Source organism: Chishuiella changwenlii, assembly GCF_900142565.1.
GTDB classification, from domain to species: domain Bacteria; phylum Bacteroidota; class Bacteroidia; order Flavobacteriales; family Weeksellaceae; genus Empedobacter; species Empedobacter changwenlii.
Window position 1 is genome coordinate 37968 of the sequence record NZ_FRBH01000005.1, and the last position, 23907, is coordinate 61874.

23 protein-coding genes are annotated in these 23907 nt (G+C 29.8%); 15 read left to right on the forward strand and 8 right to left on the reverse strand.

From position 1 onward, the window contains the following. The first annotated feature begins 108 nt into the window (after positions 1 to 108). Together BUA86_RS06540 and BUA86_RS06545 are read left to right on the forward strand one after the other, a co-directional pair. Positions 109 to 714, forward strand: a complete 606-nt coding sequence (locus BUA86_RS06540; protein WP_072930969.1) for a WbqC family protein — start codon at positions 109 to 111, stop codon at positions 712 to 714. A 4-nt stretch (positions 715 to 718) separates the two neighbouring features. Next, entirely contained in the window at positions 719 to 2320 is a 1602-nt protein-coding gene (locus BUA86_RS06545; protein ID WP_072930971.1) for a S8 family serine peptidase, read from the forward strand. 226 nt (positions 2321 to 2546) lie between these two features. On the opposite strand, the gene ffh is transcribed toward BUA86_RS06545, so the two are convergent. After that, entirely contained in the window at positions 2547 to 3914 is a 1368-nt protein-coding gene (gene ffh, locus BUA86_RS06550; protein WP_072930973.1) for a signal recognition particle protein, read from the reverse strand. Positions 3915 to 4018: 104 nt separating this feature from the next. Next, complete coding sequence (locus BUA86_RS06555) at positions 4019 to 4273, reverse strand: lipopolysaccharide assembly protein LapA domain-containing protein (protein WP_072930976.1); 255 nt, start codon at positions 4271 to 4273, stop codon at positions 4019 to 4021. Between the two features lie 132 nt (positions 4274 to 4405). Here BUA86_RS06555 and ligA point away from each other — a divergent pair, with 132 nt between their 5' ends. The 3 genes from ligA to BUA86_RS06570 are packed head-to-tail and all read left to right on the forward strand — an operon-like array spanning position 4406 to position 7514. After that, complete coding sequence (ligA, locus tag BUA86_RS06560) at positions 4406 to 6400, forward strand: NAD-dependent DNA ligase LigA (protein WP_072930977.1); 1995 nt, start codon at positions 4406 to 4408, stop codon at positions 6398 to 6400. Beyond that, positions 6400 to 6957 (forward strand): hypothetical protein, encoded by a 558-nt coding sequence (locus BUA86_RS06565; protein WP_072930978.1) that lies wholly within the window; start codon positions 6400 to 6402, stop codon positions 6955 to 6957. The genes ligA and BUA86_RS06565 overlap by 1 nt, the downstream gene beginning before the upstream one ends. Before the next feature lie 11 nt (positions 6958 to 6968). Beyond that, the gene (locus BUA86_RS06570; protein ID WP_072930979.1) at positions 6969 to 7514 is read left to right on the forward strand and encodes a hypothetical protein; all 546 of its coding nucleotides are present in this window, start codon (positions 6969 to 6971) and stop codon (positions 7512 to 7514) included. A 243-nt stretch (positions 7515 to 7757) separates the two neighbouring features. On the opposite strand, the gene hemB is transcribed toward BUA86_RS06570, so the two are convergent. Then, on the reverse strand, positions 7758 to 8750 hold the full coding sequence (gene hemB / locus BUA86_RS06575; protein ID WP_072930980.1) for a porphobilinogen synthase: 993 nt from the start codon (positions 8748 to 8750) through the stop codon (positions 7758 to 7760). Positions 8751 to 8883: 133 nt separating this feature from the next. On the opposite strand from hemB, the gene trmD reads away from it, so the two are divergent. The 9 genes from trmD to BUA86_RS06620 all read left to right on the forward strand — a co-directional run bounded on the left by trmD (position 8884) and on the right by BUA86_RS06620 (position 16194). Next, the gene (gene trmD, locus BUA86_RS06580) at positions 8884 to 9570 is read left to right on the forward strand and encodes a tRNA (guanosine(37)-N1)-methyltransferase TrmD (RefSeq protein ID WP_072930981.1); all 687 of its coding nucleotides are present in this window, start codon (positions 8884 to 8886) and stop codon (positions 9568 to 9570) included. 210 nt (positions 9571 to 9780) lie between these two features. Continuing rightward, a complete protein-coding gene (locus tag BUA86_RS06585; protein ID WP_072930982.1) occupies positions 9781 to 10281 on the forward strand; it encodes an RNA polymerase sigma factor in 501 nt (166 codons plus the stop codon). Continuing rightward, positions 10281 to 10922 (forward strand): hypothetical protein, encoded by a 642-nt coding sequence (locus tag BUA86_RS06590; protein WP_072930983.1) that lies wholly within the window; start codon positions 10281 to 10283, stop codon positions 10920 to 10922. Before BUA86_RS06585 ends, BUA86_RS06590 begins: the two co-directional genes overlap by 1 nt. Before the next feature lie 66 nt (positions 10923 to 10988). Further along, positions 10989 to 11252 (forward strand): hypothetical protein, encoded by a 264-nt coding sequence (locus tag BUA86_RS06595; protein WP_143147254.1) that lies wholly within the window; start codon positions 10989 to 10991, stop codon positions 11250 to 11252. Between the two features lie 49 nt (positions 11253 to 11301). Continuing rightward, positions 11302 to 13689, forward strand: coding sequence for a TonB-dependent receptor (locus BUA86_RS06600; RefSeq protein WP_072930986.1), 2388 nt, complete (start codon positions 11302 to 11304; stop codon positions 13687 to 13689). Between the two features lie 4 nt (positions 13690 to 13693). Beyond that, positions 13694 to 14014 carry a hypothetical protein gene (locus BUA86_RS06605; protein WP_072930989.1) on the forward strand — a complete coding sequence of 107 codons (321 nt, stop codon included), beginning with the start codon at positions 13694 to 13696 and terminating at the stop codon, positions 14012 to 14014. Positions 14015 to 14065: 51 nt separating this feature from the next. Continuing rightward, on the forward strand, positions 14066 to 14527 hold the full coding sequence (locus BUA86_RS06610) for a DUF4625 domain-containing protein (RefSeq protein WP_072930991.1): 462 nt from the start codon (positions 14066 to 14068) through the stop codon (positions 14525 to 14527). Between the two features lie 108 nt (positions 14528 to 14635). Next, positions 14636 to 15493 carry a BadF/BadG/BcrA/BcrD ATPase family protein gene (locus tag BUA86_RS06615; RefSeq protein ID WP_072931469.1) on the forward strand — a complete coding sequence of 286 codons (858 nt, stop codon included), beginning with the start codon at positions 14636 to 14638 and terminating at the stop codon, positions 15491 to 15493. Between the two features lie 2 nt (positions 15494 to 15495). Then, complete coding sequence (locus BUA86_RS06620) at positions 15496 to 16194, forward strand: formyltransferase family protein (RefSeq protein ID WP_072930993.1); 699 nt, start codon at positions 15496 to 15498, stop codon at positions 16192 to 16194. 98 nt (positions 16195 to 16292) lie between these two features. Here the strand turns inward: BUA86_RS06620 and BUA86_RS06625 are convergent, their stop codons facing one another. From BUA86_RS06625 to BUA86_RS06645, 5 genes are all read right to left on the reverse strand, one after another. Beyond that, on the reverse strand, positions 16293 to 17126 hold the full coding sequence (locus tag BUA86_RS06625) for a sulfurtransferase (RefSeq protein WP_072930996.1): 834 nt from the start codon (positions 17124 to 17126) through the stop codon (positions 16293 to 16295). Positions 17127 to 17220: 94 nt separating this feature from the next. After that, complete coding sequence (locus BUA86_RS06630; protein ID WP_072930998.1) at positions 17221 to 18408, reverse strand: aspartate aminotransferase family protein; 1188 nt, start codon at positions 18406 to 18408, stop codon at positions 17221 to 17223. Between the two features lie 2 nt (positions 18409 to 18410). Next, positions 18411 to 18947, reverse strand: coding sequence for a hypothetical protein (locus tag BUA86_RS06635; RefSeq protein WP_072931000.1), 537 nt, complete (start codon positions 18945 to 18947; stop codon positions 18411 to 18413). A gap of 40 nt (positions 18948 to 18987) precedes the next feature. After that, positions 18988 to 20631 (reverse strand): OstA-like protein, encoded by a 1644-nt coding sequence (locus tag BUA86_RS06640; RefSeq protein WP_072931002.1) that lies wholly within the window; start codon positions 20629 to 20631, stop codon positions 18988 to 18990. A gap of 19 nt (positions 20632 to 20650) precedes the next feature. After that, positions 20651 to 21106 (reverse strand): Fur family transcriptional regulator, encoded by a 456-nt coding sequence (locus tag BUA86_RS06645; RefSeq protein ID WP_072931471.1) that lies wholly within the window; start codon positions 21104 to 21106, stop codon positions 20651 to 20653. Positions 21107 to 21532: 426 nt separating this feature from the next. Here BUA86_RS06645 and BUA86_RS06650 point away from each other — a divergent pair, with 426 nt between their 5' ends. Then, a complete protein-coding gene (locus BUA86_RS06650; protein WP_072931004.1) occupies positions 21533 to 23881 on the forward strand; it encodes an ATP-dependent helicase in 2349 nt (782 codons plus the stop codon). Positions 23882 to 23907 lie beyond the last annotated feature (26 nt).

The window sequence follows — 23907 nt, forward strand, 5'->3', positions numbered from 1 at the left end:
CTAGTCGAAACATTTTAAACAATTTTAATATTTAAAAATAAATCAAAATTGTGCATTATAATTTAATTGTAATGCACAATTTTATATAACAGAATAATATAAAAAATAATGAAAAATACTTTTGCCGCTTTTTATTTTGGCCCGATAGATTATTATGCAGAATTGATTAAAAGCGAAAGTTTAAATATAGAAGCACACGAAAATTTTCAGAAACAAACTTATCGTAATCGTGTAAATATATTAGGAGCGAATGGAAAGCTAATGTTAAATATCCCTATTTTACATGATGGTCCTCGTTTAATGAAGGACTTGCAACCATCTTACGAATACAATTGGCAAAAAGAACATTATAAGTCGCTAAAATCTGCTTATCGTAGTTCTCCATATTTCGAATATTATGAAGATGAATTGGCTCCTTTTTATGAGAAAAAGGAAAAGTATTTATTCGATTTTAATTTAAAAACAATTGAGTTTATTAATCAGAAATTAAAATTAGATTTAGATATTTCTACAACAGAATCTTACGAGAAAATTGAAAAAGAGTACGATTTTAGAAATCAGTTTTCTGCAAAAAAGCCATCACAATACCATTTACCAGAATATGCACAAGTATTTGATGAAAAATTTGATTTCATAGAAGGTTTAAGTATCTTAGATTTATTATTTAGTGAAGGGCCAAGTGCCGCAGTATATATAAAAAACGTCATAAAATAACAACATGAGAAAATTATTTATAGCATTAGGTTTTGCTTTTACTCTAGGTTTCGCGCAGGCGCAAACAGCAGAAGTTGCTAAAGAAAAATGGTACCACGTAGGTATTAAGCAAACAGGAGTTTACGGAGTAAATACAGACCAAGCATTACAATTCTTAAAAGAACACAAGCGTAAAGCAAATACAATAATTGTAGGAGTTTTAGACAGCGGTGTAGAAAATTTCCACGAAGATTTAAAAGCTAATATGTGGAATAATCCTAAAGAAATTCCAGGAAACGGAATTGATGATGACAAAAATGGATACATCGACGATGTACATGGATGGTCTTTTTTAGGTACAGCAAAAGGAATTAATTACAACGACGATACAACTGAAATAACACGTGTTTACAAGCATTTAGCTGATAAATACAATACGTTTGATTCTAAAAAGAATCAAGCAGCTGCAAGTCAAAATCCTACTGAATATGCTGAATTCTTAAGAGTTCAAAAAGAGTATTTAAGTGAAGTTGGTAAAGCAAAATACAATCAACAAGTTGGTCAAGCAAGATTAAATGCTGTTGAAGGTGGAATTAACAAAATGGTTTTAGAATTTGGTGATACTAAATTATCTAAAGATATTTTAAAAAACTATCAAACATTAGACTCTCAAGTATTAGAAGCATTATGGATTTTTGGTGAGTTAAAAGAGGAACAATGGGTTGGAAAAACAATGAAAGAAGTTGCTAACTCTTATTTAGGTTCTGCTCGTCGTGCTGCAAAAGGTGACGCCTTAACTTCTCACTTAAATTTAAATCTTGTAGATCGTAAAGATGTTGATAATCCGAACGATAAAACTGAGCGTTTTTACGGAAACAATGATTCTAATGGACCAGAATCTTCTCATGGAACACACGTTGCAGGAATTATTGGTGCTGTAAGAGGAAATAACATAGGTTCTGAAGGAACTGTTGGTGGAAATAATGTAAAAATTATGTCTGTTCGTACTGTGCCAAATGGTGATGAGCGTGATAAAGATGTTGCAAATGCTATTCGCTATGCAGTAGATAATGGAGCAAAAATCTTAAACATGTCTTTTGGAAAAACATTTTCTCCAGATAAAGAATTAGTTTGGGATGCATTTAAATATGCTTCTGATAAAAATGTATTAATTGTTAAAGCTGCAGGAAATAGTAACGAAGATATTGATGTAGATATCCACTATCCTACAAACTTTAGAAATGGAGCTCCTGTTTCTAAATCTGTTTTAACTGTTGGTGCATCTACTAAAGATCCTAAAGCTTTAAAAGCACGTTTTTCTAATTATGGTAAACAATCTGTTGATGTTTTTGGACCAGGGCAAGAGATTTATGCTACTTACCCAGGTGTAGATCAATACAGATTCTTAAACGGAACGTCTATGGCTTCTCCAGCTGTTGCTGGTGTAGCTGCTTTAGTTTGGTCTCATTATCCAAAATTAACTGCAGAAGATATTCGTAATATTTTAATGGAAACTGTAAATAAAAACGAACAATTAAAAGATATTTCTGTATCTGGTGGTGTTGTAGATTCTTACAAAGCTGTACAGAAAGCAGAAGAAATTTACAAACAACGTAAATTAAAATAATATAAGTAGCGACAGGGATTGACGTGAAAATCCTTTTTACAACTGAGATTCTCTCGAAGTTTAGTAAAAAGATTGTAACAAAAAGCCCGCTCGGTCGCCCAAAAAATAGTTATTATAGGCTTCATATTGTATGGAGCCTATTTTATTTATTATATGTTAGATGAGTTATAGTCATAAAAAAACTCCAATAAAATATTGGAGTTTAATTTTATATAGTGAAAAACTATTACATTTTAGGCATTCCTGGGAATCCACCACCACCTGCTGGCATGTTTTTAGACATTGTTTCCATCATCTTTTTACCATTAGCAGAATTCATAAATTTCATCATTTTACCCATTTCAGAGAATTGTTTTAATAACTGATTCACTTCTTGTAATGATGTTCCAGAACCAGCAGCAATTCTTTTCTTACGAGAATTATCGATAATATTTGGGTTTTTACGTTCTACTTTTGTCATAGAATGAATGATAGCTTCAACACCTTTAAAAGCATTATCGTCAACTTCTACATCCTTTAATGCTTTTCCAGCACCAGGAATCATTCCAACTAAATCTTTCATATTACCCATACGTTTAATTTGTTGGATTTGTTTTAAGAAATCATCAAAATCGAAGCTATTTTTAGCAATTTTCTTTTGTAAACGTTTTGCTTCTTCTTCGTCAAATTGTTCTTGAGCACGTTCCACTAACGAAACAACGTCACCCATTCCCAAAATACGATCTGCCATACGTTCTGGATAGAAAACGTCTAACGCTTCCATTTTTTCTCCAGTAGAGATAAATTTAATTGGTTTATCTACAACAGAACGAATAGTTAAAGCAGCTCCACCACGTGTATCACCATCTAATTTTGTTAGAACAACACCATTATAATCTAATACATCGTTGAAAGCTTTTGCCGTGTTTACAGCATCTTGACCTGTCATAGAATCTACAACAAATAAAGTTTCTGTAGGATTTATTGTTTGATGAACTTTACGGATTTCCTCCATCATTTGCTCATCTATAGCTAAACGACCTGCTGTATCGACAATAATTACATTATTACCATTTTGTTTAGCTTGCGCAATTGCAGATTGTGCAATTTCTACAGGGTTTTTATTTTCTAAATCAGCATAAACATCTACTCCAATTTGTTCTCCAAGAACTTGTAATTGGTTGATGGCTGCCGGACGATAAACGTCACCAGCAACTAATAATACTTTTTTATTCTTTTTTGTTTTTAAGAAACTTGCTAATTTACCAGAAAATGTTGTTTTACCAGAACCTTGTAAACCAGCAACTAAAATAATTGATGGATTATTATCTATTTTAAGTTCTGTAACTTCACCTCCCATTAATTTTGCCAATTCATCGTGAACAATTTTCACCATTAATTGACTAGGATTTAAAGACGTAATTACATTTTCACCAAGTGCTTTTTCTTTTACAGTATTCGTAAAATCTTTTGCAACTTTATAACTAACATCGGCATCAACAAGAGCTCTTCTCACCTCTTTTACCGTTTCTGCAACGTTAACTTCTGTAATTTGACCTTTCCCTTTTAGGGTATGTAAAGCTTTATCTAATTTATCCTGAAGATTTTGGAACATTTTAAGTAAATTTTATAAACGCAAATATAAAGAATTTATAACGAAATCAATAAAATTAGAACATGTAGATACTATATGACTAATTATTAAATGCTATAAATACATTATTTTTCAATTTCTGCTTCTATTTTCTGAATTTGCTTTTCTAGCTTTTTATTCTCTTTCTTTAATTTATTTTGTGGGCTAAACATTGCGTAAACCATAAGGCCTAAACCAATTCCTACCACTGCTCCTACTTTCTCATTTTTATTAATAGCTTTCGAAATAGCTATTCCTGCCGCAGCGCCAGTCGTTACAATTGAAACTGTGTTTTCAAATGCTTTTGACTTTGTATCTAAAACTTCTAATAAATTATTCATAGCTTAATGTTTTATTATTATTTATCTAAACTTCTACAAGAAATATTCCTAAAATTAAATAAAACCAAAGAATTTTAAAAATTGTACAAAAATAAAATGGAGTGTTTATCTTTGTTCGGTAACATTTAGAAGATGGAAATCCAAGATAAAATTTTAGCATTAAGAGAAGAACTCAATCAACATAATTATAATTACTACGTACTAGATAATCCTATTATTTCTGATTTTGAATTTGATTTAAAATTGAAAGAATTAAAGCGATTAGAAGACGAAAACCCTATTTTTTTCGACATTAACTCTCCTACTCAACGAGTTGGTGGAATGGTGACAAAAAAATTTCCAACGATTATACATGAATTTAGAATGTATTCTTTAGACAACTCTTATTCTGTAGAAGATTTACAAGATTGGGAAAAAAGAATTGAAAAATCTTTAGGCGAAAAAATTGAGTTTGTTTGTGAACTAAAATATGACGGAGCATCTATTTCTATTTTATATGAAAACGGGGAATTAACACAAGCTGTTACTCGTGGAGACGGAACACAAGGTGATGAAATTACAAATAACATTAGAACAATACGATCTATTCCGTTAAAATTAAAAGGTAATTATCCTGAACGTTTTTATATGCGAGGAGAAATTACAATTCCTCTTAATAAATTTAAATCTATTAATGATGAAAGAGCTAACAGTGGATTAGAATTATATGCTAATCCAAGAAATACAGCTTCTGGATCATTAAAACTACAAGATAATACAGAAGTTGCTAAACGTGGCTTACAATGTTTCCCTTATTATTTTATAGGGAATAATTTACCTTATGCGACACAATGGGAAATGTTAGAAGCAGCAAGCGAATTAGGGTTTAAAATTCCACCTACATCTAAATTATGTACTTCTTTAGAAGAGGTTTTAGCCTTTGTAGAATATTGGGATGTTGAACGTAGAAATCTTCCTTATGAAACAGATGGTATTGTAATAAAAGTTAATTCTTTTTCTCAACAAGATGAGTTAGGTTTTACTGCTAAATCTCCACGTTGGGCAATGGCATATAAATTTAAAGCAGAGGCTGCCGAAACAGAATTATTAAGTATAGATTATCAAGTTGGTAGAACTGGTGCTATAACTCCTGTTGCTAATCTTGCAGCTGTTTCTTTAGCAGGAACAATTGTAAAACGTGCATCTGTACATAATGAAGATATTATAAAGAAACTAGATATCAGAATTGGTGATATTGTTTATGTAGAAAAAGGAGGCGAAATTATTCCTAAAATTGTTGGTGTAAACACAGATGTTCGTCAACCAGAAACACAAGAAATAGAATTTATAAAAAATTGTCCTTCTTGTGGAACTGAATTAATTAGAAAAGAAGGCGAAGCACAACATTATTGTCCAAACGAAAATGGTTGCGAGCCACAAATTATAGGAAAATTAGAGCATTTTGTTTCTCGTAAAGCAATGGATATAGAAAGTATTGGTGGAGAAACTGCTGTTTTATTACATAAAGCTGGATTAGTGCATAATGTTGCTGATTTTTATACGCTTAGAAAAGAAGATATTTTACCGTTGGAAAGAATGGCTGAAAAGTCTGCTCAGAATATTATAAACTCTGTTGAAAAATCAAAAGAACAACCATTTGAAAAAGTATTGTATGCGATTGGTATTCGACACGTTGGTGAAACGGTTGCAAAGAAATTAGTAAAACATTTCCAGACAATAGATCGTTTAATGGCAGCTACAATGGAAGAATTGGTTTCGGTTACAGATGTCGGAGAAAAAATAGCAATTTCTATTAAAGAGTATTTTAAAGCCGAACAACACCAAGAGATTATTCAGCGTTTACGCGAATATGGTTTACATTTTGAAATTGGCGACGAAGCAAAACCTATCTCAGATTCATTAGAAGGAAAAACATTTTTATTCACGGGTTCTCTAACTAAATTTACGCGTAATGAGGCGCAAAAAATGGTGGAAGATCATGGAGGAAAAAATATTTCGGCTGTTTCTAAAAATCTAAATTATTTAATTGCTGGAGAAAAAGCTGGTAGTAAATTAAAAAAAGCAGAAGATATAGGAACTGTTATTGTTTTAACAGAAGATGAATTTTTAACAATGATTAATAACTAATGGATTCAGGTGTAATTGCTGTAATTATTTTTGGAATTATATTTCTTATTTTAATTCCATTCATTTATTATGGTATTAAAATGGCTGGCTACAACAAAGCTGCTGGTATTGTTTCTATTACTATTTTTTTAGTAGTTATGATACCATTAATAAAATATGGTTATCGTAGTAAAATGTACAGTTCTTTAGAACTAAAAGATGATTTACATAAAGCTGGAATTGGATTTAAAAATCCAATTAAAATAGTTTCTAACGATGTTTCTGGAATAAAAATAAAGAAACAAGAAACTAGATTTATAATGGATACAGTTGATGTAAATAAAATTATTTCTAGAATAGAAAGTAATTCTCATTATAAAATTGTTCCGAAATTAGTTAATTTAAAAACTGATTTTGGAGCTAAAGCGCAACAAAGAAGAGAAAGAAACTATCGTTTCAAGAATTTTTATATTCTAGAAACTTATGGGAAGATTGATGATTATACTGTTCGTTATACTGAATTAAAATTTAGAAAAAATAACGATACTGTTTTCTTTGTAAAAGAGGAAGTATATTAATTTAGAGGAAGATGAAAAATAGAACTTTACTACAAACAATAGCTATTACTGTTTTTATTCTTTTATCTTCTAGCCTTTTATTATATTATTTTTACAATAATTCTGTAAAAACATATAGTAAGAAACCTATTTACAACATACATAAAGAATCTTTTGCGTTAATTTTAAATAGCGAAACATCTTCTTTTGATTACAAGAAAAATTCTTTTGAGAGATATTTTTTAGAGGATACAATCAAGATAGAACAAGTTTTAAATAAGGAAGAATTAAACGAGATTGAAGAACTAATCTATAAATCGAGCGTGTTTAATTTTGATAGTATTTATGTTACAAGCAAAAGTATATCAATATCTTTACCTGACTTAAAAACAAGATTATTTGTTAAAGATAGAGACAAAAGTAGGCAATTTGTAATGTCTTCCTATTTTTCTGATAATGAATTATCAAGTAAAAAAGATTATAATCATTTGGAAGAATTAATTTCTGATTTAAATAATATTCTTGATAAAAATATTAAAATCAAAAAAATTCCAGAATCGGATTTAGTATTTTATTGAATTTAGATTGACATAAAGTGTCATTCTGAGCCTGTCGAAGAATAATTAGTGAAATTAGATCCTGAAACGACATTTCGACAAGCTCAATGTGACAAGGATAACATACCAGACTTAAACTAAATTTATCATTACATAATATTTCGTTCTGTCATAGAAATCAGCATAAGAAAACGATTATTATTAAAAATATAAAGCGAATTTAGAAGTTCTAAATTCGCTTTATCATTATATCTAATTCTTAATTTATTTATTCAATAATTTTGCTGCTTCTTTTGCAAAATAAGTTGAAATTAAATCTGCTCCAGCTCTTTTAAAAGCAGTTAAAGATTCTAAAATAACTTTATCATTATCTAACCATCCTTTTTCTACAGCAGCTTTTATCATAGCATATTCACCCGAAACTTGATAAACAGAAACAGGAACTTGTAAATTATCTTTTACTAATTTTACAATATCCAAATAAGCCATTCCTGGTTTTACCATTAAAATATCAGCTCCTTCTTCCACATCTGCAATTGCTTCGCGTAATGCTTCTTCAGAATTATGATAATCCATTTGGTATGTTTTTTTATCACTTGGGATATCTTGAGAATCTACTGGTGCAGAATCTAAAGCAGAACGAAAAGGACCATAAAAAGATGAAGCGTATTTTGCAGCATAAGACATAATACCAACATTATGATAACCATTTTCTTCTAATGCCATTCGCATAGCACCTATTCTACCGTCCATCATATCAGAAGGAGCAACAAAATCTGCTCCCGCTTCCGCATGAGATAATGTCATTTTTACTAAAGCATCAACCGTTTCATCATTTACAATTTCACCATTTTTAATGATTCCATCATGTCCATAAATAGAAAACGGATCCAAAGCTACATCTGGCATTACAATCATTTCTGGAACAGCATCTTTAATTGCTTTTATTGTAGTTTGCATTAAACCATTCGGATTCCAAGCTTCTTTTCCAGTATTATCTTTTAAGTTATCACTTACTTTACAGTAAATGTTAACTGCTTTTATTCCTAAATCCCAAATTTCTTTTACTTCTTTAATTGTATTGTCTAAAGAATGACGATAAATTCCAGGCATAGAAGCTATTTCTTCTTTTATACCTTCGCCTTCAGCAACAAAAATTGGTAGAATAAAATCGTTTGGAGTTAAATGGTTTTCACGAATCATACTACGAATAGCTTCGTTTTTGCGTAATCTTCTGTGTCTATTATATAAATGCATTCTTATAAAAATTTAGTACAAATTTACTTGTTTTAGTTTGATTTTTAGACTGAATAATATCAATATTATTTATGAAATAAATTCTTTCATTCATGATTCTTTTATAAACAATAAAATAAAATATCTTTGCAGCATGCGAATAGATATTATCACAGTTTTACCAGAATTATTAGTTAGCCCATTCTCGGCATCAATCATGAAACGTGCACAAGACAAAGGACTGGCTGAAATACATGTACATGATTTACGAGATTTTGGAAAAGGAAGATATCGTCATGTTGATGATTATCCTTACGGAGGAACATCTGGAATGGTATTAATGTGTGAACCTTTAGATAAAATGATTTCTAAGTTAAAGGAAGAAAGAGAATATGATGAAATTATTTACTTAACACCAGACGGAGAAACATTAAATCAGAATATTGCAAACGATTTATCATTAAAAGGAAATTTAATGATGATTTGTGGGCACTATAAAGGAATAGATCAACGTATTCGTGATATGTATGTAACACGTGAAATATCAATTGGTGATTATGTACTTTCTGGTGGAGAATTTGGCGCAATTATTTTGGCTGATTCTATTATTCGATTACTTCCTGGTGTTATAGGTGATGAAACTTCAGCATTATCAGATTCTTTTCAAGATGATTTATTAGCTCCTCCTATTTATACAAGACCAGCAGAATATAAAGGTTTAAAAGTTCCTGAAGTTTTACTTTCTGGGAATTTCCCTAAAATTGAAGAATGGTTGCATGAAAAAGCGGTTGAGCGAACAAAAGAAAGAAGACCAGACTTATTAGATAAACGAAATAAATAATTTGACACCATTCGAAGCAGAAACTATGCTTCGACAGGCTAGGCTCAGCAAAACAAAAGTGTTTAAGCTGAATCAATATCTAATATCTAATATCTAATATCTAATATCTAATATCTAATATCTAATATCTAATATCTAATTAAAAATTAATTACAATTTGTAACATTTAATCTTTAATTACTACAAATAGTTAAAACCAAAAATAAAAGGTTGAATAATAAGGCTAGCATATTTACAGAATTAGTTGAAAAAAATCAGGGGATTGTTCACAAAGTTTGTCGTATTTACACGGACGACAAAGACTCTCATGACGATTTATTTCAAGAAATTATTTTGCAATTATGGCGATCTTATGACTCTTTTAAAGGAGATTCTAAGTTTAGTACTTGGATGTATCGTGTTAGTTTAAATACTGCTATTACTCTAATTCGTAAGAAATCGAAATACAATGAAACAGATTTTAACGAAGCTCAATTTATTAATATAAAATCTGATGATAAAGACGAATTTTTAGAGGAACGAATTACACTTTTATATGCTGCAATTCGACTTTTAAATGATGTTGAAAGAGCCTTAGTATTATTATTTTTGGAAGATTTACCCTATAAAGATATCGCCGAAACATTAGGTATTTCGGAGGTTAATGCAAGAGTTAAAATGAATAGAGTAAAGATTAAATTAAAAGAAATAATGTCTAAAATGGAACAATAATGGAGTTAGACGATTTAAAATCAATTTGGGGTTCCATAAAGGAAGAGAAAAAATTTGATCAAAATCAAATTTTTAAAATGCTTAAAAAGAAATCAAGTACAACAATAAAGTGGTTGTTTATATTTACTTTATGTGAGTTCTTTGTCTTTTTAGGTTTTAATTTATACATCCTAATTTCTGGAAAAAACTTTTTTAACAATGATATAAATTCGCTAGTACAAGCGAATACTATAAATAATTATGAAATAGCGTCTGTTTTTAGTATCATTATAACAGTTGGCTTTCTTATTATTGCTTATAAGTTTTATAAAAAGATTAATCTTAATCAATCTGTTGTAGAATTGATGAAGAATATTATTGCATTTCGCAGATTAGTTAACTTATTTATTGTGTTTACAATTCTTAGTTTAATTGCTTCTTCGGCACCATTTTATTATGAAATGGGACAATCTATTTACATTGCTAAACATGCAAATGATTTAAAACCTATTGTTGAAAATGCTAGTATTTACGGTTGGATTGCGATACTTACATCTGTTATGTTTATTGTTATTATTGGACTTATTTACTACGCAGTTATTTACTTATTATTCTTAAAAAAATTACAACAAAATTTAAAAGAATTAAGAGAAATAAAATAATAGTCATACTTTTGTAACCAAATGAAAAAGTTCATCCAATATTTAATGCTATCGATATCGCTGTTTATGACAGTGTATCAATCTGCGCATATATTGGAACATGCAAATGACAAGGAACATCAAGAAACGAAGAATAAGTATTCTACACACGATCATGATTGTACTATTTGTCATTATTCGCAACAATTTGTTGAAACTAATTCTGAAATAGAATTATTTGAATGGACTAAAATACTTCTTCAAAAAGATAAAACACTTTATACAACTCATTTAAAACAATCTGTTTTATTTGCTCATAAAAGTTTACGAGCACCCCCCTACGCAATTTAATTTCAGAAAAAAACAACTTACTTTTTTACGTTATTAAATTATTGTATTCATGTCAATCAATATAAAATGTAGTTTAATTGCTACATTATTATGCGGAACAGCATTCGCTCAAAACATTTTTGAAGGTCAAATTGTAGATAAAAATCAAAGACCTATTCCTTTCATTACATTCACTTTTGATGAAAAAGATATACATACTGATGCTGAAGGGAAATTTAAAATTGAAAATTTATCAAAAGGAAAGTATCATGTAGAAATAAATGAACAAGGTTATGAACCTTTTTCACAAACTGTTACATTTGATACACAACAGAAAATTGTTTTTACACTAACATTTCATAGCTCTTATAAATTAGATGAAGTTACTGTATTAGGACATCATCACGATTTTACAACAGCTAATACAGAGCGAGTAGATCAAACATTTATTCAGGAAAATTACGCTGGTTCTTTAGCTAAATCTTTAGAAAACATAGCAGGTGTAAATGCTTCTGGAATTGGAGCTTCTGCTTCAAAACCTATTATTAGAGGTTTAGGTTTTAATCGATTAATTGTTACTGAAAATGGTGTAAAACAAGAAGGTCAACAATGGGGAGCCGACCACGGTTTAGAAATTGATGCATTAAATGTAGAAGATATAGAAGTTATAAAAGGACCTTCTGCATTAGAGTACGGAAATGAAGCAATTGCTGGTGTCATAAAAATTAATAACAATAATTTACCTAAAAAGAACTCGACTTCTGGTGAAGTAAGAGCGCTTTATCAATCTATTAACGATAATTATGCACTTGGTTTTAACCTGAAATCACGTGGCGATAAATTCTTTTATAAAATAAAAGGATCTTATTCTGATTATGCAGATTATCGCACAACAGCAGACAGAATTTATTATTTAAGTAGATATCTACCTATTTATAATAAACGTGTAAAAAATACTGCTGGACAAGATATTAATAGCGAAGTACAAGCAGGATTTGTGGGCGATAAATTCCGTTCTATTTTAACTTTATCTAATGTGAATCAGAAAATTGGTTTTTTCCCAGGTTCTCATGGTATTCCTTTAGTGGATAGATTACAAGATGATGGTAATTATAGAAATGTTGAATTTCCTTACCAAAGTGTTAATCACTTTAAAGCAATCTCTGAAAATGAGTTTCGCGTAGATACAAAAAACACGATTAAATTTATAACGAGTTACCAAAATAATCACCGTCAGGAAATTAGTGCTTTTCATACGCATTATGGGAATCAGCAAGCGCCAACAAAAAACCCTGATTTAGAATTAGATTTTAAACTTACTACGTATGATTCTCAATTAAAATTTGAACATAATCATAATAAGAATTTTAAAACAATTATTGGTGCTCAAGCACAATTACAATCGAATAACGTAGCTGGATATAACTACTTGTTACCAGAATATGACCGTAATATTTTTAGTGGATTCTTAATAGAAGAATTTAAAAAAGGAAATACATGGAAAGTAAATGCTGGTATACGATATGATTATGCTACATTTAAATCTCAAGGTTATTTTGATCAAATTTTATACGATTATTTAATTACTCAAAACAACTCTCCTTCGTTAGCAGATTATTACGCTAACCGAAGCAAAACAATCAACAAGAATTACAGTAATTTAAATGCAATGGTTGGTGCTACATATCAACCAAATGATTTATGGGATTTTAATTTAAATTTCGGAACAAACTTTCGTTTACCAACAGCTATAGAACTTGGTGCAAATGGAATTCATCATGGTAGTTTTAGACACGAACGTGGAAACGAAAATTTAGATACTGAGAAAGGTCTTGCATTAGATTTTAAAGCATCTTTCCATAAAAATGATTGGTTAATTTCTGCTAGTCCGTATTTATATTATTTTAGTAATTATATTTTCTTAAAACCATCGGGACAATTTTCTATTCTTCCTCATGGTGGACAAATCTATGAATATACACAAAGTAAGGCTTTGTTAACTGGATTTGAGATTGAAGTTCGTAAGAAAATAAACGAAAATTTTGACGCAAATGTTATCTACGAATACTTATATAATCGTCAGATACAAGACAATAATAAATTTGGTTATTATTTACCTTTTACTCCTGCTAATAATTTGTTTGGACAAGTAAATTATAACATAAAAAAATCGGCTGGAATATTCGAAAATTTTAACTTTTTCGTAAATGGAAAATATACTTTCGAACAAGATAAAATTGCATTAAATGAAGATATTACACCAAGTTATTTCTTAGTTGGACTTGGAGGTAAAACAACAGTAAAGATTAATAATTTTACAGCTAATTTAAGCGTGCAAGTTTCTAACTTATTCAATGAAAACTATTTTAATCATACTAGTTTTTATCGTGCATTACAATTGCCAGAACAAGCTAGAAATATACAAGTAATGTTAGGAATACCGTTTGGTAAAAAATAAGATCATGAAAAAGAAAAATCCATTTTTTGGACTATTCTTTAGCTTAATCATTATTTCTATTCCAATTTTTAATCAGCTTCATTATTCGTTAATAGATCATTTCGAAACGATTGATAAAACCAATAAAGAAGTTATTCATCATCAATGTAATCATTTTACATTTTATGTTGTTTTTCTTGATACACATGATGATCCACATATAAAAAAGGAAGAAGAGTTAACATTTAATCTAAAGATAAAAACAACACTTGTAGAAAATGTTAAGAACATTACAAGTTGTTTGTTTTTTAATCGTGGTCCGCCTAGAAATTTTATTTTTTGCTAAAATCAATCAAAATCTAAAAAAACATAATTCAAATTAAAAAAATTAATAAAAATGAAAAATTCAATTTTAAAATATACATTCGTTTCAGCTACAGCATTATTTATTTCATCTTGTTCTAGTGATGATTCTTCTTTAGATACAACTAAACCAGAAATCTCATTATTAACTCCAAAAGATGATGCGCATTTTCATCCTGGAGATGTTATTTCTTTAGAAGCTATTTTAAAGGATAATGTAGAATTAGGAAATGTAAAAGTAGAAGTACATTCAGCTGCTGATGGTCATACACACCAACACAAAACAGCAGATGCAACAGTAGATTTTACATTCAACAAAGAGTATTCTATTCCTGCAGGTTCTAAAGAATTTGTTTTAAAAGACAACATTCAAATTACTACAGATAATGTAACATCTGGTCATTACCATTTAGGTTTACATTTAACTGATAAAGCAGGTAACGAAACTGAAAGTTTTATCGAAATTGAAATCGCTGATCACGGTCACGAGCACTAGAAAATAATTTATTTTAAAAAATGCCTGAAAAATCAGGCATTTTTTTTATGCTTATTGTTAAAAGAATCTTATTTTAGCAGTCTTCAAAATAAAGAAAAAAAGGGAAAAATGATTGCAATAGCTGATAGTGGTTCTACTAAAACTGATTGGGTAGTTTTAGATAGCGAACTTAATGAAGTTTTTAGAACAAATACAATTGGATTTAATCCATACTTTGTAAAACCAGAAGACATTACTGCAGAATTACTTAAAAACGAAGACTTAGCACCAATTGCTAGCGAGTTTAAAAAAGTTTTTTTCTATGGTGCTGGTACATCTAGTGATAGTTTAAAAGAAATTGTAAAAGAAGGTTTACAAGATTTCTTTACAAATGCTGACTTTGTAGTTGATCATGATTTATTAGCTGCATGTTATGCAACTTACATGGGAAATCCTGCAATGGTTTGTATCTTAGGAACAGGATCTAATTCTTGTTACTTTGATGGTAAAAATTTACGTGAAGAAACAAAATCTTTAGCTTACATCTTAGGAGACGAAGGTTCTGGTAACGATTTAGGAAAACGTGTTTTACGTGGATTCTTTACAAAAAAAATGCCTCCACATTTAGCAAAAGCATTTGATGATTATTATAAATTATCTGTAGAAGAGTTAAATAAAAATGTATACCAAAACAAGTTTGCGAATACTTATTTAGCTTCTTTCAATAAATTTGTTGTAGAGCACAAAGACGATCCATATATCATTAAAATTATATATGATGCAATGTCTTCATTCATAGAATATCAAATTTTACCATACGAAGAAGCTCGTCATTCAGAATTAAATTTCATTGGTTCTATTGCTCACATTTACGAAGATATTATTCGTTCTGTAGCAGCTGAATATCACTTAACTGTTGGTCATATTATTAGAAAACCAATAGATAATTTAGTTAGTTACCATATCAATTATTTATTGAATAATTAATAATGTCACAACCCAAAATTGCGGTTATAACATACAATGTACCGCACCGCAAAACACAAGATGTTTTAAATGGATTAAAAGCAAAAGGTTATGAAACTGTAAAAGTTTTTGCATTACCATTTGTACAAAGAGAAAATCCTTTTCAACCAATCTATCAACATCGCCCTAGTAAGGCGATTAATATAGCTATTGATGTTTTTTGTAATCATTTTGGGTATGAATTTGACTTAACATCTGAGGAGATAATAAGTAACCAACTATCAGAATATAATGCAGATTATGTTATAATAGCTGGAGCTGGTTTATTACCAGACGAATTGGTAGAAAACTTTAAAATTATTAATACGCATCCTGGATTTTTACCTTTAACAAGAGGTTTAGATTCGTTAAAATGGGCTATTGTAAAAGGAGTTGAAATTGGTGTTACAACCCATTTCGTAGATACAGAAGCAGATGCTGGTTTTTTAATAGAACAACAGCATATACCTGTTTATGAAAATGATACATTTCATTTATTAGCACAACGTCAATATGAAACAGAAATTGAAATGTTGGTTAATTCCATAGAAGTTATACCTACTCTATCCGAGTATAAATCACTTTCTTCTAATGAGTACGAAGCTACTCGAAGAATGCCAAAAGCTATTGAAAAAGATTTATTAAACTCTTTCGAAGCTTACAAACAAAAATTTAAAGAGTAATACTTAAATATAAAATTACCCTCAAAAGTTAAAAAACTATTTTGAGGGTATTTTTTTATATAAAAAAAATAAATATACTATTTAATAAAAGCATTTTATTATTTTTCTACAGGTAGATTTTCATCTGCTCCCCACTCCGACCAAGATCCATCATAAACTTTTACTTTATCAAAACCTGCAATAGTAAAAGCTAAAGCAAGAATAGATGCTGTAATTCCAGAACCACACGAAAAAGCATTTTCTTTAGTTCGATTTGATAAGTTATCGAAAATTGAAATCAATTCTTCTTTACTTTTAAATTTTTCTCCATCTAAAACATTTTCGAAAAATAAATTTTTAGAAGTTGGAATATGTCCACTTCTTAAACCTTCTCTTGGCTCTGGAGCAACCCCATTAAAACGACCTTCTGACCGAGCATCAATAATGATTTTCGAATCATCATTTATTATATTTAACATAATCTGTTTATCAGCATACCAATCTGTCTGAAAATCAGCAACAAAATCACCATTTTCTGTTGAAATAAAATGACTTAATTCTGTAGAAAAATGACATTTTTTCCATTCTGGTAAACCACCATTTAAAACAAAAACATTTTCATGTCCCATAGTTTTAAACATCCACCAAACTCTTGGACTAGAATATGTTCCCCAACGATCATAACATACAATTACTGAGTTTTTATTTATACCTAATGCTTGTGCTTCTTTAGTAAAAATATCTTCACTAACTAAAGTATGAGGTAAGCTATTTAAATGATCTGAAAATTTTCCTTCCAAATCAAAAAAGCGAGCCATTGGAATTGTTTCTAGATTTTCTTTAGCTATAGATTGTCCAACTTTATCTATTGTACAATCTAAAATAATAAATGATGAATTATTTAAATTTTGATGTAATTCCTGTGCTGTTATAATTGGTGAATTAAAGATCATTGTTTTGTGTTTTTATGAATTTAAATTTAATAAAAAAATCCTCAATAATGAGGATTCTATTCTTATACTATATGAAGTTGTTAATATAAAACGATTAATCTAATTCGTCTAAAACAGCTTTTAAAATTGAGCATCCTTTTATAATATCTTCATCCGAAATATTAATTGGTGGTGTAATACGTAATGTTTCAATACTATACATTAACCAAAAAAGAATTAACCCTCTATTCATACATTCCGCAGCAACACGTAATGCATAATCTACATCTTTAACTTCTGGTGCAAGCATTAAACCTTTACCATGAATTTTCTTAATTTTTGGATGTTGAAGATGTTCACGAAATAATTGTTCTTTTCGGTCTATATCTTCCATTAATTTCTCATCCTCTATCACATTCAATAATTCTAAAGATGCAGCAGCAATTACAGGATTTCCACCAAAAGTCGTAATATGACCCAATTGAGGATTCTGTTTAAGAGAACTCATAATTTCGTTAGATGTCATAAAAGCGCCTACTGGTAAACCACTTGCCATCCCTTTTCCCATTGCAACAATATCTGGAACAATACCAAAATGCTCGAAACCAAATAATTTTCCAGTTCTTCCGAAACCTGGCTGAATCTCGTCCATTATTAATAATGCTCCTACTTCTTCACAACGTTTTTTTAGTTTTATAAAAAAGTCATTTTCGGGTAAGCGAAATCCAGATGCGCCACGAATACTTTCTACAATTACACCAGCAGTTTCTGTTGTAATTTTCTGTAAATCTTCTTCATTATTAAAATCAATAAAATAGACTTCTGGTAATAATGGTCTAAATGCAGATTTTTTACGTTCGTCTCCAGAAACACTTAAAGATCCATGTGTATTTCCATGATAAGCATTTCTAAAAGAAACTAATTGTCTTCTTCCAGTGTAACGTTTTGCTAATTTTAAAGAAGCCTCTATAGCTTCTGTTCCTGAGTTTACTAAATAAACTTGATCTAAACCTTCTGGTGTTAAATCAACCAATCGCTTACATAATTCAACAGGTTTTTCTTGTGCATATTCACCATAAACAGCAACATGCATATATTTATTTACTTGATTAATAATAGCTTCGTTAATACGAGGATGACTATGACCCAATGTATTAACTGAAACTCCTGCTACAAAATCAAGATAGGCTCTTCCATCTTTACCATAGATATAAGAGCCTTTCGCGTAATCAACTTCAAAACCAGAAGCAAAATTTGTTGTTTGCGCCTGGTATTTAAAAAATTCTTCTTTTAATGTTCCCATTTTTATTTTAGTAATAAAAATAAACCAACACCACCAAGTGCATAAGCTGCAACTGTCAAAGCATCTGATTTACCTTTAGAAAATTTTCTGATTTTTACGTCAGAAAGAGCTATTTCATTTTTGTGAAACTTTAATTCTTTATTTGGTTTCCCTTTTACAACAGAATATAATGTATCTGCTTTCCATTGTTTAGCTTCAATTGTATATTCTTTATCTAATACAGTAACTTTATAAAACTGATTTTCTTTAATTATATCTGTATGTTTTATTGTAGAAGGATCAATTTTAGGTGCATTTTTTTTAGCATCTCTTTCTTTTATTCTTTGATCTAGAATATCATCTTCTTTTATAATTTTTGCACCACCTGCTCTTACATTGTTTATCTCATTACGAGAAATTTTGTTAGACGGAGATGAAGAAGAATTATTACCTCCTTTGGCTTCTAATTCTGCAGCATATTCTTCAGGGTCAAATGTTCTGTAAGAATAGCAACTTGATAAAATAAGAAAAAATGTAAATATAATAGTTGTTGTTTTCATTCGGTATTTTATAGGTTAACGGATAAATGTAAAAAAGATTTTATTTCGGTTTAATAAAAATATCTTGCCATTTATTTAATCGTTCATCAATTCTCCATTTAAAATCTATCAAATAACGCATTTCTTCAGGAAATTGAGTTAATGGATACATTTTTCCGTCAGATTTTATACGACAAGCAACTAGTTCTACATCTTTTCCAACAACATCAACCTCTATAATTCCACAGTAAGAAATATTTATACCATAGCGTTCTCTTTGTTTTGTTTTAGGATCTGTATCATCCATATAAGTTAAAGCTACAGCATTTTCTTCTACATTAATAAAATCAATTTTATCATCTTGAAATAAAACCGTTAAATATTTCCCTTTGATTTGATGAAATTCATTATCAGCTAATGAATCGACTTTAGCAATTACAAAAGCATTATTAAATACTTTCATTGAATCAACATTTTCTGTTTTTTCGTTGATATATGCTTCAATAAAATCTCCAGTAATTTGGTTATCACCAGAAAACAAAATTGGATCTTTATAAAACTGCATTAATCCTTTTGTTTGATTATAAACCAAAGAATCTGCTTTTCCGTTAGCATTAGATTTATAAAAACGTGCTTGGTGAGATGCTTTTATTAATGAAGTAGAATCTGCATCATGACGTTTTACTGCCAATAAAGTATCAGCACTAATGTATAAAGAATCTTTTTCGAAAGCCTTTACAGCATAAGCATTTTTAGTAACATAAGCAGAATCTAAATAACGGAATGCCTCGCCATAATCACCTTTTAAAAAACGTTTTTCTAATGGATCATCTAAAACGACATTTCCTTCTCCTTTACCAAATCCAGTTTTATCGTTGAAATAAAGCTTTTCTGCTGATAATATTTTTTGTTGATAATAAACTTTTGAGTTCTTTCTTAACCATGCTTCTCCAGTAATTTTATTAAAATCACCATCATAAGTAATAATATATTGAGAAGGATCATCGCGACGAGTTACTTTAGAATAATCTCTAAATGTTGTAATACCAGTTACATCATTGGTTGTCATTTTTCTAGAATAAATCGTATAATCTTTATTCGTAATAAAAACCTCTGAACCAAAATTAGCAGATTTAGAATTTACATTGTAAACAACATTTCGTCCTTCAACCAAAGTACCGTCAGAACCAATCGTTTTATAAGAATCATTAACAATGATATTTCCCGTTAAACGTTCGTAGATCATTTTCTCCGAACTAATTTGTTGTGTAGGAGTACGAACATCTACATTTCCTGTTCCTATTGCAATTTCTGTTGTACGATTGTACTCCATAAAATTTGCTTTTATAGTAGAACCGGGATCAGTTAAAACAACATTATCGTATGCTTTTGCGATGGTTGTATTTCCATCATACTCCATTTTCTTAGCTGTTATTGTTTTATCTTTACTAACTAATTTAGCGTTAGACCAAACAACAGCCACGTTTTTATCTTGATAAAAGACTGCACTATCTCCCGAAACTAAATCTCCTTTGTATTCTATTAAAACATTTCCAGATAAGAATTGATTTCCTTCGAATTTCTTTGGATCGCGTTCAATAAAATCGGCATGTTTAAGAACAGCTCGAGTTTTCTTGGGTTTTTGTTGTGCAAATACTCCTACACTTAATAAAAAGCATAAGATGATTGAAATTTTAAATTTCATTTAAATTAACGAATAATAATTATTGCTTATTTTTTCGTGTACCGTAAAAATATAATGAATGATTATCTATTTTGATATCAAAAACTTCTTCTATTGTTTGTTTGATAGTTTGAATTCTAGGATCACAAAATTCTAAAACTTCACCTGTATCAGACAAAATAATATGATCGTGATTTTTGTCAAAATATGATTTTTCGTAATGTGCTTGTTGATCTCCAAATTGGTGTTTACGAACCAATTTAGCATCCATTAATAACTCTATCGTATTGTATAATGTAGCACGACTAACACGGTATTTCTTATTTTTCATTTTGATATATAGCATATCAATATCAAAATGATCATCTGTAAAATAAATTTCTTCTAAAATAGCGTAACGTTCAGGTGTTTTACGGTGCCCATGTTCTTCTAAAAAATTAGTAAACACTTGCTTTACTATTTCGTAATTGCTCGATTTTACTGATTCGTCTGTCATATAAAAAAATTTGTGTAAATATAAGAATTTATAATTTACGAAAGTAGCGTTTAAATCACGATTTATTACTATAAATCTATTCATTTATAACAAACATTTATGATTTGTATTTGTTAGATAAATTTACCCATTACAATTTATGATTTAGATATAAGATTGTAAGCTGTAAGACATAATGATTTATAATCTTGAGTTATTTTGCTGCATTGATTATTCTTCGTTAAAAAAAATATGGAAATAGTAGAGAAAGTAAGTTTAAAATCAATATTACATATTACATATTACATATTACATTTTACTTTGTACATTTTACTTTGTACATTTTACTTTGTACATTTTACTTTATTTGACAAGAAAATTCTTAAATGTCGAATAACTTAAAAAATTATTTCATCCTTTACTGTACATCTGTTAACTTTGCATACAATGGAAGAAAATTATTTAGATAAGTTAAACGAACCACAGCGCTTGGCTGTAGAAGCTACCGAAGGTCCAGTAATGGTAATTGCAGGTGCTGGTTCTGGAAAAACAAGAGTATTAACCTATCGTATTGCTCATTTATTGAATAAAGGAGTTGACGCATTTAATATTTTATCCCTGACTTTTACCAACAAAGCCGCACGTGAAATGAAAGAGCGTATTGGATATGTTGTTGGAGAATCTAATGCAAAGTCACTTTGGATGGGAACTTTTCACTCTGTTTTTGCTCGTATTCTACGTGTAGAAGCACCTTTATTAGGTTATCCTTCAGATTTTACTATTTACGATCAACAAGATGCTGTTTCTGTGATGACAAAGATTATCAATGAAATGAATCTTGACAAAGATATTTATAAAGCAAAACAAGTTTTAGGACGAATTTCTCAATTTAAAAATAATTTGATAACTGTTCGTGCTTACCACAACAATCAAGCTTTAATAGAAGCTGATAACGAAGCTATGAAACCTAGAATGGGTGACATTTACAGAGCTTACGTGGACAGATGTTTTAAATCTGGAGCGATGGATTTTGATGACTTACTATTACGTACGAACGAGATTTTAACAAGATTCCCTGAAGTTTTAGCAAAATATCAAGAACGTTTTAAATACATTATGGTTGATGAGTACCAAGATACCAACCATTCTCAGTATTTAATTGTAAAAGCATTAGCTTCTCGTTACGAAAACCTTTGTGTGGTTGGTGATGATGCGCAATCTATTTATGCATTCCGTGGAGCAAATATTCGTAATATTTTATCTTTTAAACAAGATTATCCAGATGCAAAATTATATCCATTAGAACAAAATTATCGTTCTACACAAATGATTGTTGAAGCTGCTAATCAGATTATTAAACAAAATCAAGATCAGCTAGAAAAGAATGTTTGGACAGCAAATGAATCTGGAGAAAAAATCGCCATTTATCGTGGATTATCTGATGCAGATGAAGCAAGATTTATTGCTTCTCAGATATGGGAAAGACAAATAAGTGAGCATTTACAACCAAAAGATTTTGCTATATTATATCGTACAAATGCGCAATCTCGTGCATTAGAAGAAGCGTTAAGAAAAAGAGGAATTCAGTATCGTGTATTCGGTGGAACTTCTTTCTATCAACGTAAAGAGATTAAGGATATGGTTGCATATATGCGCCTTTTAATTAATCAGAACGATGAAGAAGCTTTATTACGTACTATAAATTATCCTGCAAGAGGAATTGGTCAAACAACAATTTCTAAGTTATTAGTTGCGGCAGATCAACACCAAATAAGTTTATTTTCTCTTGTAGAAAATATAGCTATGTATGCACCGACAATCGGTATAAATGCTGGTACTACAACAAAACTTAATAATTATGCTTTAATGATTAAACGTTTTCAAGTGATGTTAAAATCACATGACGTTTATGAAGTTACAATGGAAATGGCAAAAACAACACAGTTGTTGAATGCTTTAAAAGAAGACTCTACTCCAGAGGGAGTTTCTCGTTTAGAGAACGTACAAGAATTGTTAAACTCAATACAAGGTTATGTAGAGGAACAACAACAATTAGAAGATGGTGACGCTTCTCTTTCTGGATTTTTAGAAAACATTGCTTTAGCAACGGATGCTGATAACGAAGAAGAGGACGATAATAAAGTTAATTTAATGACTGTTCACCTTGCAAAAGGTTTAGAGTTCCCGATTGTATTTATTGCTGGTTTAGAAGAGAATCTTTTCCCATCGATGATGAGTGTGAATACAAGAGCAGAATTAGAAGAAGAACGTAGATTATTTTATGTTGCACTTACTCGTGCAGAAAAAGTAGCTTACATGACTTATTCTGTTTCTCGTTTCCGTTGGGGAAAAATTATAGATTGTGAACCTTCTCGCTTTTTAGAAGAAATAGATGATGATTTCTTAGATTGGAAAAATTTAAATATTCCTGTAAGAAATAGCAATAACAGTGGTTTATCTGCTGATTTATTTGGTGATGAGCCAAGTGCTGAAAGTTACAAACAAAGAGAAAAATCCGTTGCAAGACCAAATCCAAATCAACGACCAAGTGGAAATGTGCAACCAAGACCAAATTTTAAACCAGTTAATCAAACAAGTTCATCTTCTGCTGGTTCGCAAGAAAATGCGCTAGGTTTAAAAGTAGGACAAGTTGTAGTACATGATCGTTTTGGACGTGGTGTTGTTAGAGATTTACAAGGTGAGCCAAATGATATGAAAGCAATCATCCATTTTGATAATGCTGGTGAAAAGAAGTTATTATTAAACTTCGCTAAACTAAAAATTATTAGATCTTAATAAGGATTTTATTTATAAAACAATAC

What these genes read in the sequence shown, in the direction of transcription:
- BUA86_RS06540 (WP_072930969.1), top strand. Translation starts at nt 109, where the DNA reads ATGAAAAATACTTTTGCCGCTTTTTATTTTGGCCCGATAGATTATTAT.
- BUA86_RS06545 (WP_072930971.1), top strand. Translation starts at nt 719, where the DNA reads ATGAGAAAATTATTTATAGCATTAGGTTTTGCTTTTACTCTAGGTTTC.
- ffh (WP_072930973.1), bottom strand. Translation starts at nt 3,914, where the DNA reads ATGTTCCAAAATCTTCAGGATAAATTAGATAAAGCTTTACATACCCTA.
- BUA86_RS06555 (WP_072930976.1), bottom strand. Translation starts at nt 4,273, where the DNA reads ATGAATAATTTATTAGAAGTTTTAGATACAAAGTCAAAAGCATTTGAA.
- ligA (WP_072930977.1), top strand. Translation starts at nt 4,406, where the DNA reads ATGGAAATCCAAGATAAAATTTTAGCATTAAGAGAAGAACTCAATCAA.
- BUA86_RS06565 (WP_072930978.1), top strand. Translation starts at nt 6,400, where the DNA reads ATGGATTCAGGTGTAATTGCTGTAATTATTTTTGGAATTATATTTCTT.
- BUA86_RS06570 (WP_072930979.1), top strand. Translation starts at nt 6,969, where the DNA reads ATGAAAAATAGAACTTTACTACAAACAATAGCTATTACTGTTTTTATT.
- hemB (WP_072930980.1), bottom strand. Translation starts at nt 8,750, where the DNA reads ATGCATTTATATAATAGACACAGAAGATTACGCAAAAACGAAGCTATT.
- trmD (WP_072930981.1), top strand. Translation starts at nt 8,884, where the DNA reads ATGCGAATAGATATTATCACAGTTTTACCAGAATTATTAGTTAGCCCA.
- BUA86_RS06590 (WP_072930983.1), top strand. Translation starts at nt 10,281, where the DNA reads ATGGAGTTAGACGATTTAAAATCAATTTGGGGTTCCATAAAGGAAGAG.
- BUA86_RS06595 (WP_143147254.1), top strand. Translation starts at nt 10,989, where the DNA reads ATGACAGTGTATCAATCTGCGCATATATTGGAACATGCAAATGACAAG.
- BUA86_RS06600 (WP_072930986.1), top strand. Translation starts at nt 11,302, where the DNA reads ATGTCAATCAATATAAAATGTAGTTTAATTGCTACATTATTATGCGGA.
- BUA86_RS06605 (WP_072930989.1), top strand. Translation starts at nt 13,694, where the DNA reads ATGAAAAAGAAAAATCCATTTTTTGGACTATTCTTTAGCTTAATCATT.
- BUA86_RS06610 (WP_072930991.1), top strand. Translation starts at nt 14,066, where the DNA reads ATGAAAAATTCAATTTTAAAATATACATTCGTTTCAGCTACAGCATTA.
- BUA86_RS06615 (WP_072931469.1), top strand. Translation starts at nt 14,636, where the DNA reads ATGATTGCAATAGCTGATAGTGGTTCTACTAAAACTGATTGGGTAGTT.
- BUA86_RS06620 (WP_072930993.1), top strand. Translation starts at nt 15,496, where the DNA reads ATGTCACAACCCAAAATTGCGGTTATAACATACAATGTACCGCACCGC.
- BUA86_RS06625 (WP_072930996.1), bottom strand. Translation starts at nt 17,126, where the DNA reads ATGATCTTTAATTCACCAATTATAACAGCACAGGAATTACATCAAAAT.
- BUA86_RS06630 (WP_072930998.1), bottom strand. Translation starts at nt 18,408, where the DNA reads ATGGGAACATTAAAAGAAGAATTTTTTAAATACCAGGCGCAAACAACA.
- BUA86_RS06635 (WP_072931000.1), bottom strand. Translation starts at nt 18,947, where the DNA reads ATGAAAACAACAACTATTATATTTACATTTTTTCTTATTTTATCAAGT.
- BUA86_RS06640 (WP_072931002.1), bottom strand. Translation starts at nt 20,631, where the DNA reads ATGAAATTTAAAATTTCAATCATCTTATGCTTTTTATTAAGTGTAGGA.
- BUA86_RS06645 (WP_072931471.1), bottom strand. Translation starts at nt 21,106, where the DNA reads ATGACAGACGAATCAGTAAAATCGAGCAATTACGAAATAGTAAAGCAA.
- BUA86_RS06650 (WP_072931004.1), top strand. Translation starts at nt 21,533, where the DNA reads ATGGAAGAAAATTATTTAGATAAGTTAAACGAACCACAGCGCTTGGCT.